The sequence below is a fragment of the Paenibacillus chibensis genome, from assembly GCF_004001045.1.
Lineage (GTDB): Bacteria > Bacillota > Bacilli > Paenibacillales > Paenibacillaceae > Paenibacillus_AQ > Paenibacillus_AQ chibensis.
In genome coordinates, this window is record NZ_BIMK01000043.1 from 14,523 (window position 1) to 28,620 (window position 14,098).

A 14,098-nucleotide genomic window follows, 5' to 3' on the forward strand; every position below is an offset into this window, starting at 1 on the left:
GGCTGCTTCACGATATAAGCACGCCGCCTTTCTCTTTTAGAATGTATTATGTACGACTATAAACGATATTGAATGATCACGAGCACAAGCAGCAGCACCGTTTCGATGCCCTCGTTCAGCGCGCCGTAGGTATCGCCGGTCAGTCCGCCGAGCTTGCCGGTCATTCGGCGCGCCGCCCAGGTTCCGATCCCCCAGGCTGCAAGCGGCAGCAGCAGCCATGACAGACCGGCCTGCAGCAGGCTGAAGTCTCCAATGCCAAGCAGCGGGAACACTGCCGCTGCCGCTGCCGTCCAGATCGCAGCACCCGGCACTGCTGCCAGACTGTGGCGCTTCTGCATACCGTTAAAGTTCTGCCCGGCCAGACCTTCTTTGCCCCTGGCCATCGGCCAGGAGGCCATGGCGTGCACCATGAACCAGCGGCTCCAGATCGGCGGCAGCAGTAGTAGCAGAGGCGGCCAGCCGCCGGTCAGCAGGGAGTATATCAGCGACAGCTTCAGCAGCAGAAGAAGCACGCAGGCCAGCACGCCCATGGCGCCCACACGGCTGTCCTTCATGATCTCCAGCATCTTCTCCCTCGATCTGTAGCTAAGCAGCCCATCTGCGGTATCCATCCATCCGTCCAGATGCAGGCCGCCTGTCAAAGCGACCCACAGCGCAAGAATCAGCGCCGCCGCCGGCAGCGGCGGCAGCAGGTACGACGCTGCGGCGGCAAAGCACCATACCGCGGCGCCTATGGCCGCGCCTACCAGCGGATAGAAGCGCGTGCTCCGCCGGAACAGCTCCGGCGAGTAATCCAGCTGCACCTTGACGGGAAAACGCGATAAAAATTGAAAGGCGGCGGCAACCGACTGCATGCGCGGATTCATAGCTTATACTCCCTGCTCTTCAGCTCGATGGGGATGCCCGCAGTCACGAGAAACACCTGGCTGCTCACGCGCGCCACCGCTTGGTTCAGAATCCCGGCGTAATCACGGAACAGCCGCCCGAGCGCATACTCCGGCACGATGCCGTCGCCGACCTCATTGGTCACGAGCACTAGCGTGCCCGAATATTGCTGTATTTGCTCCACCAGGGAATCGATCGCTTCGCGGATGCGCTGCTCCCGGTCCGGCTCGCCTTCCACCATCAATATCACATTGGACAGCCATAAGGTCAGACAGTCCACCAGCACCGCAGGCGCTTCCGGCTCGGCATGCCAGGACGCCAGCAGCTCCGCGAGTTCCACCGGCTCTTCAACCGTTCGCCAGGCGAAATCCGCCCGGCTTCGCTGCTCCCGATGCAGGGCGATCCGCTCCTTCATCTCCTGGTCGAAAGCCTGCGCTGTCGCCACGTACACGGCATGCTTCGCATGGGCCATGATCCACCGCTCCGCGAAGGAGCTCTTTCCGCTTCTGGCTCCGCCCGTAACGAGGATGCTCATGGCTGCTCCGCTGCTCCGCTTCCGGAGATGCCTGCGCTCTCGAACGTCGCCATCTCGCTGACGATGCGGCAAGCCGCATCCACCAGCGTCAGGCCGAGCACGCCGCCGGTGCCCTCGCCGATGCGCATGTCCAAATCCAGACCCGGACGCAGGTCCAGCACCTGCAGCAGCTGCCGGTGGCCCTGCTCATGGGACGCATGGGACGCGATCATAAACGCCGCCGCTTCAGGCGAAATGGCCCGCGCCAGCAGCGCCGCCGCGCTTGAAATAAATCCGTCGATCATCACCGGGCAGCGGTTTGCCGCGGCACCCAGAATGACGCCTGTCAAGCCGCCGATTTCAAGTCCTCCGACCTTCGCGAGCACATCGATTGGATCGGACGCATCCGGCGCGTTTAATTCCAGTGCCCGTTCGATAACGGAAACTTTATGCTTCAACCGCTCGTCATCCAGTCCCGTCCCCCGACCTGCCGCATCCCGCGGCTCCGTGTTGGTCAGGGCGCACATGACGGCCGCGCTCGCGGTCGTATTCCCGATGCCCATCTCCCCTGTGACGAATATGCTTACGCCGCGCTGCACCGCTTCCTCTACGATTCGGATGCCGGTCTCGATAGAGAGCTCCGCTTCTTCGCGCGTCATGGCTGGACCCTTGGCCATATTTGCCGTGCCGCAGCGGATCTTGCGGGAGAGCAAGCTGGGATGCGCAAGGTCGTTATTCACGCCGATATCCACGCACACCACTTCGGCTCCGGCCTGCCGTGCCAGCACGTTAACCGCCGCGCCGCCGGACAGGAAATTATAGATCATTTGCGTCGTCACTTCCTGCGGAAAGGCGCTGACGCCTTCCTCGCAGACCCCGTGGTCTGCGGCCATGACGATGACTTCTCTTTTCGGAAAAGAAGGCTTGAGGTCCCCCGTGATCCCCGCCAGCTGCACGGCCAGCGATTCCAGCTTCCCAAGCGCGCCGGGAGGAACCGTCAGATTGCCGATATGCGAAGCTTCCGCGCGGGAAGCCTCGATGTCGAGCCCGGTGATGCGTTCAACGTATTGTTCCAAAAATGAATTCATAATCTTCCTCCCTAGTTCGATGCATTCTATCAATCCTATTATAACGGCTTCCTTGATAAAAGCACCTGCGGCACGCCGCTTGCGGGATGCGGCACCACGACCGGCTCCACCTCGTATACGAGCCGGATGCGCTCCGCCGTCAGCATTTCCTGCGGCGTGCCCATGCCGACCGCCCGCCCGTCCCGGAGGACGAGGAGCTTGTCGCAGTACTGGGCTGCCAGATTCAGATCATGAAGGACGGCGATGACCGTAATTCCCGCCTCCCTCCGCCAGTCCGCCACCAGCTCCATAAACTGCTGCTGGTAGCGGATGTCGAGAAACGTGGTCGGTTCATCCAGCAGCAAAATTTGTGGCTCCTGGGCCATGACTTGCCCCAGCGCCACCCGCTGCCGCTGTCCCCCGCTCAGCTCGTCGAGCGGGCGATCGGCTAGCTCCTGCAGTTCCAGCTTCTCCATGATGCCGTCGATCAATGTGTCGGCATCGTCCTTGGCGTCCCGCCCGAGCCAGTCCAGATAAGGATAGCGCCCCATCTCAAGCACTTCCCGGACCGGATAATGAATAGGCGCAATGCCTTCCTGCTGCAGCACCGCCATCATACGCGAGAGCTCTTTGCGGCTGTAGGCAGTGACATGTTTGCCGCTGATGGTAATCGTCCCCGAGCTCGCAGACTCGACGCCGGACAAGAGACGCATCAGCGTTGACTTGCCGCTGCCGTTCGGCCCGATGATCCCCCACCACTCGCCTTCCCCAATGGTCCAGTTCAGACGGCTCAAGGCCGTCATGCCATGAAACTGCTTGGATGCATCCGATACCTCGATCACGAGATTCTCCCTCCCCGCTGTTTCTTGCTGCGGTACAGCAGATAGCCGAAGAACGGCGCGCCGACGAATGCGGTCACGACGCCCAGCGGAATTTCGGTCGGAGCGAGCACGGACCGCGCAAGCGTGTCCGCCCATACCATGAAGATGCCGCCGCCGATCGCCGAGAGCGGTACGATATACCGGTAATCAGGACCGGTGATCAGCCGGATGACATGCGGGATTACGAGTCCCACGAAACCGATAACGCCGGCCATCGACACCGCCGCCGCCGTGAGCAGCGTGCTGACCAGAAGCACCGTAATTTTGAGTCCTTCCACGTTCACGCCCAGATGCGCCGCCTGCCGCTCCCCTAGAGACAGCAGGTTTAAAGAACGGGCCCGGCTCCAAATGATTGCGAATCCCACCAGAAAATACGGCAAAAGGATGGCCGTATACGACCATCCACGCAGGCTTAAGCTGCCCATTGTCCAGTATAAAATTTCGTTGACCGTCCGCTTGGACATCGCCGTCAGGAACGAGACGACCGCCCCGAGAAACGACTGCATCACGACGCCCGAAAGAATCAGGCTGTTCGTCGGGATTTTGCCCCGCTCGCGGGCCAGCGCCATCACGCCCCATAGCGTCAATGAACCGGTCACAAAAGCGAGCGCAGGCAGCGTCCATGCTCCTAGCAGAGAATACTGCAGCCCGTAATAGATGAGCATCGACGCGCCGACCGCCGACCCGGAGGATACGCCGAGCGTGAACGGATCGGCGAGCGGATTGCGCAGCACGCCTTGAAACCCGGAGCCGGCGACCGCAAGCGACGCGCCGACCAGCATGCCCAGCAGCACGCGGGGCAGCCGTACTTTGATGATGATTTGTTCAAAGGAAGGATTCCATGTCGGATGAATCGCATCCCCGATCCATGGCAGCCGGTGCAGCACGATCAAGGCAATATCCTTGACCGGCAGCGCGACCGAGCCGATCCCCAGACAGATCAGCAGGGTCAGCACCAGCAGCACGATGCCGATCCCTCCGTAACCTGCCAGCTTTTTGCTCATTATTTGAACAGGTCCGGATAAATCGCTTTGGCGACTTCCTGAAGTCCTTGCGTGACGCGCGGACCCGGACGGCTCAGCAGATTGTCATCCAATCCGATGACCGCTCCGTTCTTCACGGCTGTAATCTGGTCCCAGCCGCTGCGGCCTTTGATGATGTCGCCCAGGCCTTTTTTGGTTTTGTCGTCAATGACGCTCTTTGCATACAAGATCACGTCAGGGTTATCCTTGATGATCTTCTCTTCGCTGATTTCGCTCCAACCCTGCGTATCGGATGCCACGTTGATGCCGCCGGCGAGGCTGATGAGCTCATCCATGAACTCGCCTTTGCCTACGGTCCAGCCTGGGGAGAACTCGATATATACTTTTTTCTTCTGATCGTCGCTTAAGGATTTGACCGCTTCCACGACCGCGCTTTCCTCTGCTTTCATTTGGTCGACAACTTTTTTCGCTTCAGCCTGGTGATCCGTGATTTGCCCGTAAGTTTCGATGTTTTTGATAACATCGTCCACGTTCTTCGGATCGGTCTTGAAAATCGGAATGCTGAGCTCGCGCAGCTTCTTCACCGCTTCTTCGCTCATGGAGATGCCCGTGAATACAACGTCAGGCTGCGCCGCGATGATGGCTTCCTCGTTCGGCTTCATGATCCCGCCCATTTTCGGCTTGGACTTGGCCGTTTCCGGGTAGTCGTCATAGTCGGATACGCCTACGATTTCATTATCCAGCCCGATGGCGAAGAGGGCTTCCGTCTCTGCCGGAGACACGGATACGATATGCTTAGGCGCTTCCTTAAACGTAAAGGATTGTCCGGTCGCATCCTGCAGCGTTAACGGGTATGTTGTTTTCAGGCTCTCTGCCGCAGCCGGCTGCGTGTTCTCCTGTTTCGATGTCTCCGGCTGCGTTGCCGCCGAATTATCTTTGGTATTGTTGCCGCAAGCCGCAAGCGATAACGCGAGCAACAGCGCCGCAATTCCGGTGGACCATCTTTTTACTGGCGATTTCAAGTTCATTTTCTCGTTCTCTCCTCTTTTTGTCTCGTTTTCTGTTACGTAAAAGAGGCCTGGCGAATGGGTTCTACATGAATATGGCTTGACGGAAGACATCAAGGGATAACCAAACGACTATAATGAAAGGCCATAGCACGTCTTTTTCCCAATAAAAAACCCCGGTTCTTGAAAAAAGAACCAGGGATTACGTCTGCTCGGACCTTGGCGGCAGCAAACCGCGGACAGGCCGGCGCCGAATCTCGCGTTGAATCACGCTGCATACAACAAGGCGCTAGAACGTAATCCTTTCCTCGAAGGACCGTCAGTATTCTCATGAGGCAGGTCTCCTGACTTACAGGCTTGGGCCATATCACCCCGGCCTTCCCATTCTGCCTTTAAGGCGGAACAGTGGCTTATCGGGGCATACCTGTTTTACAGTGGCGGGACCGTGCCGGATTTGCACCGGCTTCCCTTTTCACCCGGATTCAACAATACGGCAGCAGCCGTATCCGGGACCTCATCAGTATCATTATTCACTTATTTTCCAGGCAATGCATCTCTAGCTCTTGATTATAGGTGAAAATATCATTCCTTACAATGATATCTTTCCCGGATAAAAAGAAAGAGAGGAGCATGCGCATCCGCTCCCCGTGCATCCGGAGGATCTATTTCATGGCCTTACAGGATGCGCAGCTCCGCACCGGTCCAGCTTTCTTCCCGCTGCTCCAACGTCAACCCGAGCAATTGCCCCGGCCCCGCCTCGATCTCCCAGAAGGCCAAGCCTGACACGAGCTGAGTCGCGATCTGGCGGATGACGCCGCCATGGGCTACCGCCAGTACGTTCGTTGAAAAAGAAGGCGGTTCCGGTTGAGTAACCTCCGATGATGGCAGCATCCGCCCGAGAAAAGCCGCGATTCTTCCTTCAAAGGAAGCCCATGCCTCTCCTTCCGGCGGCGTCACCTGCTGCGGATCGTCAAGCCATTGCCTGTATAAAGCTGTATCCTTCAGCTGGTCATAGGTATGCCCTTCCCAGGCTCCGAAATCCATCTCACGCAGTGCCCTGTCATAGATAGCCCCAGCTGCAAGATCCGGTCGTACGGCATTCAGGCTTTCGCGGCAGCGCGCTAGATCGCTGCAATACACGCGGTCGAAATTCATGCCGATCAGCTTGGCCTGAGCCGATGTCAGTTCCTCTCGCCCTCGCGGACTCAGACTCAAATCCGTGTGTCCCAAATATCGCTTCTGCTCGTTCCAGAGCGTGGAGCCGTGTCTCATAAGGACAAGGTTCATCCGCCTTATGTCCATAGCGTACCCCCCGCTCCCCATATCGCCAGCAGCGAAAGAACAACGAACATGACCGAGACTGTATACAGCAGCCGGTTCGTGAGCCGGATATCCCGGGCTTCCATCGGTCTCTTCGCGTCGCCCATGTAGGCTCTGAAGGATGAAACGCCATGGTATACATTGGTACCGCCGAGGCGGATCCCCAGCGCTCCGGCGACCGCCGATTCCGGAAAGCCGCTGTTCGGGCTTGGATGCTTCCTCGCGTCACGCCGCACCATGCGGAAGGCGCTGCGGTAATCCAGGCCCAGAAGCAGAGCGGATAGCATGAGCAGGAGCGCCGTCAGCCGTGCCGGAATCCAGTTGGCGATATCGTCCAGACGGGCTGATGCCCAGCCCAGATGAATATATTTGTCGTTTTTGTAGCCGACCATGGAGTCGAGCGTGTTCACTGCCCGGTACGCCATCGCGAGGGGCGCTCCTCCGATAAGCGCATACAGAAGCGGGGAGATCACCGCATCGACGATATTTTCGGCTACCGTTTCCACGGTTCCCCGGACCACCTCCGGCTCATCCAGATGCGACGTTTCCCTTCCGACAATCATACCGAGGCCGCTCCGGGCAGCCGGAAGATCGCCTTGAACCAGATGCCGGTACACCTCAAGCCCGGCGTCCTTCAAGCCCTTGACGGCGATCGTCGTCGCGATGAGCACCGCTTCGGCGCCCCAGGCGAGCCACGGGTGAATCCAGCCGAGAAGCAGGAGCAGCAGCCACGTAAGGATGAAGGAGCCACCAGCTACCAGCACCGGCAGCAGAACGCCCGCTTTCTTCAAGCTTTCAGGCTGAAAGCGGCGGCGGATCCATGCCTCCAGCCTTTTGATTGCTTTCCCCATGCCGATGACCGGATGCGGAATCCAGCGCGGATCGCCGATCAGCAGGTCGATAACGAAGGCCGCCGCCAGAATGAGGATAGCTGTCAGCTGCGCTCCGCCCATGCCGCAAGCAGTCCCTCCTTCACCGCGCCATACACGGTCCGGCCGATCATGGCGCCCAGATGGGTTGCCGTTCCTGCGTATTGATGCTCCACCGGATAAGCGCTGCTCTGGCTTACGCCCAACATGATCGCGTCCGATGTGGTGCCCGTTGCCAGAAGTCCGTTCTCCGCGTCGCGCACGTTGAGATCGGCAAGCGCGGCCGCCTTGGCCTCCACCGCCGTCATCAACGCATTCACCATCGCCGCCTTCGTCAGCTTGGCATCGATCAGGAGCATGATGTTCACCGTGCCAGGGCTATAGGCCGGATATGACGTACGCTCCGATCCTGCCCTTGCCGCATTGGAGGTTCCGGAGGTAACGCAGCAGAACACCGCCGCTTCCGCATTTTTCTCCTCCATGACCGACGCATGCCGCAGCTGCACCGCCGTCAGCAGCCCGGCTGTCGTATCGATCGGATATCTCCATTCCCGCAGCCACTCGATAACGTCGCGCACGGGATCGGAGCAGTCGTAAGTCCGGTCCACGTAAATGTTCGTCATCCGCCGCAGGCGTGTTACCCCGCCGCCGTGAACGGCGCTTCCCATGGCTTCCACCATCGATGGCATTTGCAGCAGCAGATGCCGCTCTCCATGCTTCAATACAAGGCCGGGCCAAACTTCAGACTGATAATCTGCCGTCTGCCCGTCCAAAAAAGGCGTTGCCACTTTATTTTCCCCCTTTAATATCCCATGAACTGGTTCTATACTCTTCGTTATCATATTGAATTCATCTATCGGCCAGCTCATCCGCCTGATCTCGCATAACATCAGCCATCGCCAAGACCAGCTGCTCATTCGCCTCCGGCCCTTTGACCGCGACCCGTATGTGCTCCGCTCCAAGTCCCGGATACATCGCACAGCTGCGGATCAGCACGCCCCTTGCGCCCAGTTCGGACTGCATGCGTGCCGCCGTCCACGGCGCCGGAAGAGCCGCCAGCAGAAAATTCGCTTCCCCTTCGTCTACCTCACACCCCAGCTTGCGCATTTCCGCCATAAGCCATTGCCTCTGCTCCGTAATCAGCGTGATCGTGGCATTCTCATAATCGTCACCGCTCTGCAGGCAGGCCTCTCCTGCCAAAAGCGCCAACCCGTTGACGCTCCAGGTCACCTGCTTCCCGGTCATCGCCTGGATCACATCGGGATGGGCGGCCGCATACCCGAGCCGAAGGCCCGGAATGGCATAAAATTTCGTCATTGAGCGGACGAGGATCAAACGCCGATAACGATGCAGCACCTTCACCAGCGTCTGCCTTTGCTCTTCGGGGATGAAATCGATAAACGCCTCGTCCACCATCAGATATGTACCGCAGCGCTCGGCTTCGTCCGCCAGGCTTCGCACAAGCTTCGCGTCGTATTGAACGCCATTCGGATTATTGGGCTGTCCGAGAAACAATAAATCCACCGACCGCATCAGGCCGGCGATTGCTTCCGGATCCGCTCTCCATCCGCTGTTACGGTTTCCGAATACGGACAACACCTGCGCGCCGAACTGCTCGGAGAGCTGCCTGTATTCCGAGAAGCAGGGCTCCACGATCCCGACCCTGCGGGGTTGAAGACCGAGCAATATCAAGGCCATGCACTCTGCCGCCCCGTTGCCTATGCACAGCTGTTCAGGCTGCAGGCCCAATCGGCCGCCGAGCAGCGCCTTTAGCGCGCGGTGTCCCGGATCCGGGTAGCGGATGACCGACGGCAGCGACTCCCGAAGCCGCTCCATTACACCGGGAGGCGGCCCCAGCGGATTAATGTTGGCGCTAAAATCCAAAAAGCCGCTTCGCCCGTAAGCTTCGGCAGCACTTTCCAAATCTCCGCCATGACCGTATCGTTCCAGCATTCGTGAGGTTCCTCCTGTCTTCCTCCGGCCTGTTCACAGCCAAAGTCGTGATAGAATCCATTATTGCGCCAATTTTTCGGCCCCGTCAATGCAAATTCTTTTTTGTTTCTTGCAATCGGTTGGTTTACAATAGAAGCTGTTGAGACTATTAAACAGGCCTTTAAACGGAGGAATCAAGCCATGCTGTTTATCGATAACCAAGGCATTACAGATCCGGCCATCAACCTGGCCATCGAGGAATTCACGCTGAAGCATCTGCCGATGGAGGAGGACAGCTACCTGCTGTTCTACATTAACCGCCCGTCGATCATTATCGGCAAGCATCAGAATACTATCGAAGAGATCAACCAGGAATACGTCAAAGATCACCATATACAAATCGTGCGCCGTCTTTCGGGCGGCGGAGCGGTCTACCACGACCTCGGCAATCTTAACTTCAGCTTTATTACGAAGGATGACGGCCAGTCGTTCCATAACTTCCTGAAGTTCACCCAGCCGGTCATTGACGCGCTGCGCTGCATGGGCGTGAACGCCGAGCTGAGCGGACGCAACGACCTGCAGGTCGGCGAGCAGAAAATTTCCGGAAACGCGCAGTTTGCGACCCGCGGACGGATGTTCAGCCATGGTACGCTCATGTTCAACCTGAACTTGGATGATGTACAAGCGTCCCTGAACGCTAACCCGGAGAAATTCAAATCCAAGAGCACCAAGTCCGTGCGCAGCCGGGTAGCGAATATCAGCGACCTGATGGATGGCAGCATGACGATCGAGGAGTTCCGCTCCGAGCTGCTCCGCGCCATTTTCAAGATGGATCCGCAAGACGTGCCGCAGTACCATCTGACGGAAGCCGATTGGGAGAAAATCCATGAAATTTCCAAGGAACGCTACCAGAACTGGGAATGGAACTACGGCCAATCGCCGGAATCCAACGTCAAGCATACCAAACGTTTTCCTGTCGGTATCATCGACATCCGCATGGATATCAAGGACGCGCGCATTCAGGACATTAAAATTTACGGCGACTTCTTCGGCGTAGGCGATGTGGCGGATATCGAGGACAAGCTGCGCGGCAAGCGCTACGAAGAGTCCGAGGTCCGTGAAGCGCTGGCTGAGGTCGATATCAAGCATTACTTCGGCAACATCGAGATGGACGACTTTATCGGACTGGTATTTTTGGAAGAGTAGCCGTTCCGGTATGCCCCGCTGCACCAAGAGAGGCCATGAATAACATGGACCTCTCTTTTTTGTCTCGAAATGAAACTTCTTTCGCCTTACATCCATTTTTAACAAAAAATGTTCTTCGCGATGTAACCTATCCCTCTCTGCTTCCGTCTAACCATTAACTACATTTAAAGCAGAGGAGCCATATCATGAAACGAATCGTAAGCATGTCGGTTCTGCTTGTCCTGATGATGTCATTGGCGGCATGCGGAGGCGGGGACAAGTCCGGTTCAGATCCAGCCGCGAATACCAATAAGCCCGATACGGCAGCAAACGGCAGTACTTCAGGTAACAACGAGAATAAATCGGACCAAGACGATAAAGAAGCAGCAGTGGATAACACGAAAGGTAGCGAAGAGAGCAGCTCCGCGGACGAAGCAGATCCCATGGATTTGTCCCAATACTCCGTGAGCGATAAACCCATCGAAAAGGAAGACGATAAAAGCCATATATTATGGAAACAGGGCAGCGTCACGCTGAAAGCCACCCTCGGTAAACCGACCGCACAGGAAAGGCCGGAGACTTCGCAGGTCGTAACCTCCTTGTCAGTGGACCAGAACGACCGGCATATTGACATCAAGCTGGAGCCCCGCCCATACAGCATTCCTAATGCGGAGCTGTCCGCGGATGAGTCGTATCTGGCTTTGAGCGCCACTTATCTTGAGACCAGCACCCTCGTCATCGTGGATTTAAGGAATGGAACGTATACGACCCTGAATCAGCAGCTCGAAAAAAACGGCAAGACCAAACTTGAGGTTCTCCAGACCTTTTCCTGGTCGCCTCAAAGCCATGTACTGGCGTTCAGTTACGGTCTTATATCAGAGCTCTCATTAGGACTTTATGATGCAGATCAGCAGACGCTTACTTTTATCGGGGCTGCAGAAGGCGTTCCCCATTATATCAGCACCTCTTATATTTTGTGGGGCAAGGATGGCGGTTCCGTCAGTTTTATCGCTGAACATCCCTCCGATCAGATGAAGCTCTATCGTTTCGGCCTTGCCGATCCCTCCAAAGTCAACGCCCTCAAGGATTTGACACGTGACGAATTCGACAAGTTCCGAAAGTTCAGCAACTATATTCCCAAGCTGCCGTAAGCACGCATGTGATACGAATTACGAATTACGAAATACGAAATACGAAATACGAAAAAACCGCCGTCTGCCTATACAGGTCAAACCGCGGTTTCTTTCTTATGGATGACAAGCCGGCAGCCAAATGCCGCCTTACGGCAGCTTCGGACATAGGGCTTATTTATATTTTTTCCAGTCCATGCTGCTGTTCTCGAGCAGATATTCGAAGTCGTTGTCCCGCCGCTTTTGCTCGGCTTTGCGTTCTTCCTCCGCCTTTTTCAGCTGCGCTTCCTTCTTCTGCTGCTCCTCCGCCTTCAGCTCTACCGACTGCTGCTTCAGCTTGTTCAGAACATCGCTACTCAGAAGATCCTTCAGGGTTGCCGGCTTGTCAGCCGCCTGCGGCTTCACGGCCGCGTCCTGTTTTCTTTTCTTGGCCATATGATCAACTCCGTTTCACCCACATTATAACAGGTTTGACGCCTTGCGTCAGGTGCCTTGGCATCATATTTCCTTGTCCGCTTTTCGGATATGCGATACAATTTGGTGACTTGCTTACAAGGAAAGGAATGACCTCATTGAACCGCTCACGTCTTGCCGATCTCAGCCTGCTTATCGTCGCTATGATGTGGGGATGCACGTTCCTCATCGTACAGCATGCGGTAAGAGTGCTCCCACCGCTTGCTTTTAACGGCATCCGCTTTCTTGGGGCGGCAATTTTGCTCGCTTTGATCATCACCGTTTTTTACCGGAATCAATGGCGGACCATCAACCGCCGGATGCTGATGCACTCCTGCCTGCTGGGCCTTTTTTTGTTTATGGGCTATGCGTTTCAAACGGTTGGACTCTTGTATACGACAACATCGAATGCCGGCTTTATTACGGGCTTATCGGTAGTGCTTGTCCCCTTTTTGGCGCTCCTCCTGCTCAAGCATCCGATTTCCAGATTCACCTGGCTCAGCGCCGTGCTTGCGGCTTGCGGACTGTACTTGCTGGCCTTTGCCGGCTCCGCTTTGATGTTTAACCGCGGGGATTTTCTCGTCTTCCTGTGCGCAGTCGCCTTCGCGCTCCACATCGCGTATACCGGAATTTTTGCCCCGAAGCATGCGGCTCTGCCGCTGGCTGCGCTCCAAATGGCCGTGGTCGGCATCCTCAGCTTCATCACCTCGCTGCTGTTTGAGGATATGGGACCGATTGCCCAAACGGTGGAGCGGCTTTCACAGCCCGAGGTGCTGTGGGCGCTGCTCGTTTCCATCGGACCGACCAGTGCCTTTGCCTTCTGGATTCAGACCGTCTGCCAAAAATACACCAGCCCCTCCCGGGTAGCCGTTATTTTCGCCATGGAACCGGTCTTCGCTGCGCTTACCGGCATGTGGTTCGGCGGAGAAAAGCTGGGTATCGCCGCAGGGCTCGGCTGCTTATGCATTTTTAGCGGCATGATTCTGGCCGAATTGAAATCTGCGCCCCGTACGGTACAATAGAAGGAACATCCGATAGAGAAAAACAAGGGAGAGAGACTGCCATGTACAAACTGATTGCCATTGACATCGACGACACGCTGATCAACGACGACAAGGAAGTCACGCCGGCCACGCAGCAGGCGCTTGAGCAAGCCGTAGCCAAAGACGTGGTCGTGACGCTGGCCACCGGCCGCGCGTACGCTTCCGCCCAGGCGATTGCCCGCCAGACCCGCCTGAACGTTCCGATCATTACGTATCAAGGGTCGCTGATCAAAAACCTGATGGACGAAAAGGTGCTCTACGAGCGTTATGTACCGAAGGACGCCGCCCGCAAGCTTTTTGAATACTGCATCGCGCATGATCTTCACCTGCAGGTTTATATCGATGACAAGTTGTATGCCCGTGAAGAGAATCAAAAGCTGATCGACTACTGCAACCTGAACCGTACTCCGTATTATATCGAGCCTGACTTCGAAAAGCTGATCGAGCAGAAAACGCCGAAAATGCTCATCATCGACGATCCGGATTATCTCGACACGCTGATTCCGGTCTTCCGCGAGCTGCTTGGCAGCGAGGTGCACATCACCAAGTCCAAGCCTCATTTTCTGGAAATCATGCATCACGAGGGCACCAAGGGCGACGCCCTGACCTTCCTGGCGAAGCATTTTGGCGTCGATATGTCCGAAACGATGGCGATCGGCGACTCCTGGAACGACCATGAGATGCTGGAAGCCGCGGGACTCGGCGTCGCCATGGGCAACGCCATTCAAGGGCTGAAGGATATCGCGGACTTCGTGACGCTCAGCAATAATGAGGACGGTGTGAAAGCTGCCATCGATCAATTTATATTGAATGCTTAAACGAAAAAGAC

Annotated in this window: 15 protein-coding genes and 1 riboswitch; of the genes, 4 read left to right on the plus strand and 11 right to left on the minus strand. The window is 56.8% G+C overall.

The window, feature by feature from the left end:
• Positions 1-56 precede the first annotated feature (56 nt).
• The 10 genes from cobS to PCH05_RS24710 all read right to left on the minus strand — a co-directional run bounded on the left by cobS (position 57) and on the right by PCH05_RS24710 (position 9,479).
• Positions 57-866 carry an adenosylcobinamide-GDP ribazoletransferase gene (gene cobS, locus PCH05_RS24665; protein WP_127606932.1) on the minus strand — a complete coding sequence of 270 codons (810 nt, stop codon included), beginning with the start codon at positions 864-866 and terminating at the stop codon, positions 57-59.
• Entirely contained in the window at positions 863-1,420 is a 558-nt protein-coding gene (cobU, locus tag PCH05_RS24670) for a bifunctional adenosylcobinamide kinase/adenosylcobinamide-phosphate guanylyltransferase (protein WP_127606934.1), read from the minus strand. The genes cobS and cobU overlap by 4 nt, the downstream gene beginning before the upstream one ends.
• The gene (gene cobT, locus PCH05_RS24675; RefSeq protein WP_127606936.1) at positions 1,417-2,487 is read right to left on the minus strand and encodes a nicotinate-nucleotide--dimethylbenzimidazole phosphoribosyltransferase; all 1,071 of its coding nucleotides are present in this window, start codon (positions 2,485-2,487) and stop codon (positions 1,417-1,419) included. Before cobT ends, cobU begins: the two co-directional genes overlap by 4 nt.
• Before the next feature lie 38 nt (positions 2,488-2,525).
• Positions 2,526-3,269, minus strand: coding sequence for an ABC transporter ATP-binding protein (locus tag PCH05_RS24680; RefSeq protein WP_127607009.1), 744 nt, complete (start codon positions 3,267-3,269; stop codon positions 2,526-2,528).
• Between the two features lie 35 nt (positions 3,270-3,304).
• Positions 3,305-4,351 (minus strand): FecCD family ABC transporter permease, encoded by a 1,047-nt coding sequence (locus tag PCH05_RS24685; protein WP_127606938.1) that lies wholly within the window; start codon positions 4,349-4,351, stop codon positions 3,305-3,307.
• The gene (locus PCH05_RS24690; protein ID WP_127606941.1) at positions 4,351-5,358 is read right to left on the minus strand and encodes an ABC transporter substrate-binding protein; all 1,008 of its coding nucleotides are present in this window, start codon (positions 5,356-5,358) and stop codon (positions 4,351-4,353) included. The genes PCH05_RS24685 and PCH05_RS24690 overlap by 1 nt, the downstream gene beginning before the upstream one ends.
• Before the next feature lie 296 nt (positions 5,359-5,654).
• Positions 5,655-5,869: riboswitch (cobalamin riboswitch) on the minus strand.
• A 143-nt stretch (positions 5,870-6,012) separates the two neighbouring features.
• Entirely contained in the window at positions 6,013-6,639 is a 627-nt protein-coding gene (locus PCH05_RS24695) for a histidine phosphatase family protein (RefSeq protein WP_164766794.1), read from the minus strand.
• On the minus strand, positions 6,630-7,595 hold the full coding sequence (gene cbiB / locus PCH05_RS24700) for an adenosylcobinamide-phosphate synthase CbiB (protein ID WP_127607011.1): 966 nt from the start codon (positions 7,593-7,595) through the stop codon (positions 6,630-6,632). Before cbiB ends, PCH05_RS24695 begins: the two co-directional genes overlap by 10 nt.
• Complete coding sequence (locus PCH05_RS24705; RefSeq protein WP_246049941.1) at positions 7,592-8,314, minus strand: adenosylcobinamide amidohydrolase; 723 nt, start codon at positions 8,312-8,314, stop codon at positions 7,592-7,594. The genes cbiB and PCH05_RS24705 overlap by 4 nt, the downstream gene beginning before the upstream one ends.
• A 61-nt stretch (positions 8,315-8,375) precedes the next feature.
• A complete protein-coding gene (locus PCH05_RS24710; protein WP_127606945.1) occupies positions 8,376-9,479 on the minus strand; it encodes a pyridoxal phosphate-dependent aminotransferase in 1,104 nt (367 codons plus the stop codon).
• Between the two features lie 180 nt (positions 9,480-9,659).
• Between PCH05_RS24710 and lplA the strand changes: the two genes are divergently transcribed.
• Both lplA and PCH05_RS24720 read left to right on the plus strand, forming a co-directional pair.
• Positions 9,660-10,664: a lipoate--protein ligase gene (gene lplA / locus PCH05_RS24715; RefSeq protein WP_127606947.1), complete on the plus strand. Its 1,005-nt coding sequence runs from the start codon at positions 9,660-9,662 to the stop codon at positions 10,662-10,664.
• 185 nt (positions 10,665-10,849) lie between these two features.
• The gene (locus tag PCH05_RS24720; protein ID WP_127606949.1) at positions 10,850-11,794 is read left to right on the plus strand and encodes a hypothetical protein; all 945 of its coding nucleotides are present in this window, start codon (positions 10,850-10,852) and stop codon (positions 11,792-11,794) included.
• 153 nt (positions 11,795-11,947) lie between these two features.
• Here PCH05_RS24720 and PCH05_RS24725 read toward each other — a convergent pair whose 3' ends face one another.
• The gene (locus PCH05_RS24725) at positions 11,948-12,208 is read right to left on the minus strand and encodes a YqkE family protein (RefSeq protein ID WP_127606951.1); all 261 of its coding nucleotides are present in this window, start codon (positions 12,206-12,208) and stop codon (positions 11,948-11,950) included.
• 137 nt (positions 12,209-12,345) lie between these two features.
• On the opposite strand from PCH05_RS24725, the gene PCH05_RS24730 reads away from it, so the two are divergent.
• Positions 12,346-13,248 carry a DMT family transporter gene (locus tag PCH05_RS24730; protein WP_127606953.1) on the plus strand — a complete coding sequence of 301 codons (903 nt, stop codon included), beginning with the start codon at positions 12,346-12,348 and terminating at the stop codon, positions 13,246-13,248.
• A 41-nt stretch (positions 13,249-13,289) separates the two neighbouring features.
• On the plus strand, positions 13,290-14,087 hold the full coding sequence (locus tag PCH05_RS24735) for a Cof-type HAD-IIB family hydrolase (protein WP_127606955.1): 798 nt from the start codon (positions 13,290-13,292) through the stop codon (positions 14,085-14,087).
• Positions 14,088-14,098 lie beyond the last annotated feature (11 nt).

Bases quoted from the DNA above. Each gene is read 5' to 3' on its own strand.
- cobS (WP_127606932.1), bottom strand. From the start codon at position 866: ATGAATCCGCGCATGCAGTCGGTTGCCGCCGCCTTTCAATTTTTATCG.
- cobU (WP_127606934.1), bottom strand. From the start codon at position 1,420: ATGAGCATCCTCGTTACGGGCGGAGCCAGAAGCGGAAAGAGCTCCTTC.
- cobT (WP_127606936.1), bottom strand. From the start codon at position 2,487: ATGAATTCATTTTTGGAACAATACGTTGAACGCATCACCGGGCTCGAC.
- PCH05_RS24680 (WP_127607009.1), bottom strand. From the start codon at position 3,269: ATGACGGCCTTGAGCCGTCTGAACTGGACCATTGGGGAAGGCGAGTGG.
- PCH05_RS24685 (WP_127606938.1), bottom strand. From the start codon at position 4,351: ATGAGCAAAAAGCTGGCAGGTTACGGAGGGATCGGCATCGTGCTGCTG.
- PCH05_RS24690 (WP_127606941.1), bottom strand. From the start codon at position 5,358: ATGAACTTGAAATCGCCAGTAAAAAGATGGTCCACCGGAATTGCGGCG.
- PCH05_RS24695 (WP_164766794.1), bottom strand. From the start codon at position 6,639: ATGGACATAAGGCGGATGAACCTTGTCCTTATGAGACACGGCTCCACG.
- PCH05_RS24710 (WP_127606945.1), bottom strand. From the start codon at position 9,479: ATGCTGGAACGATACGGTCATGGCGGAGATTTGGAAAGTGCTGCCGAA.
- lplA (WP_127606947.1), top strand. From the start codon at position 9,660: ATGCTGTTTATCGATAACCAAGGCATTACAGATCCGGCCATCAACCTG.
- PCH05_RS24720 (WP_127606949.1), top strand. From the start codon at position 10,850: ATGAAACGAATCGTAAGCATGTCGGTTCTGCTTGTCCTGATGATGTCA.
- PCH05_RS24725 (WP_127606951.1), bottom strand. From the start codon at position 12,208: ATGGCCAAGAAAAGAAAACAGGACGCGGCCGTGAAGCCGCAGGCGGCT.
- PCH05_RS24735 (WP_127606955.1), top strand. From the start codon at position 13,290: ATGTACAAACTGATTGCCATTGACATCGACGACACGCTGATCAACGAC.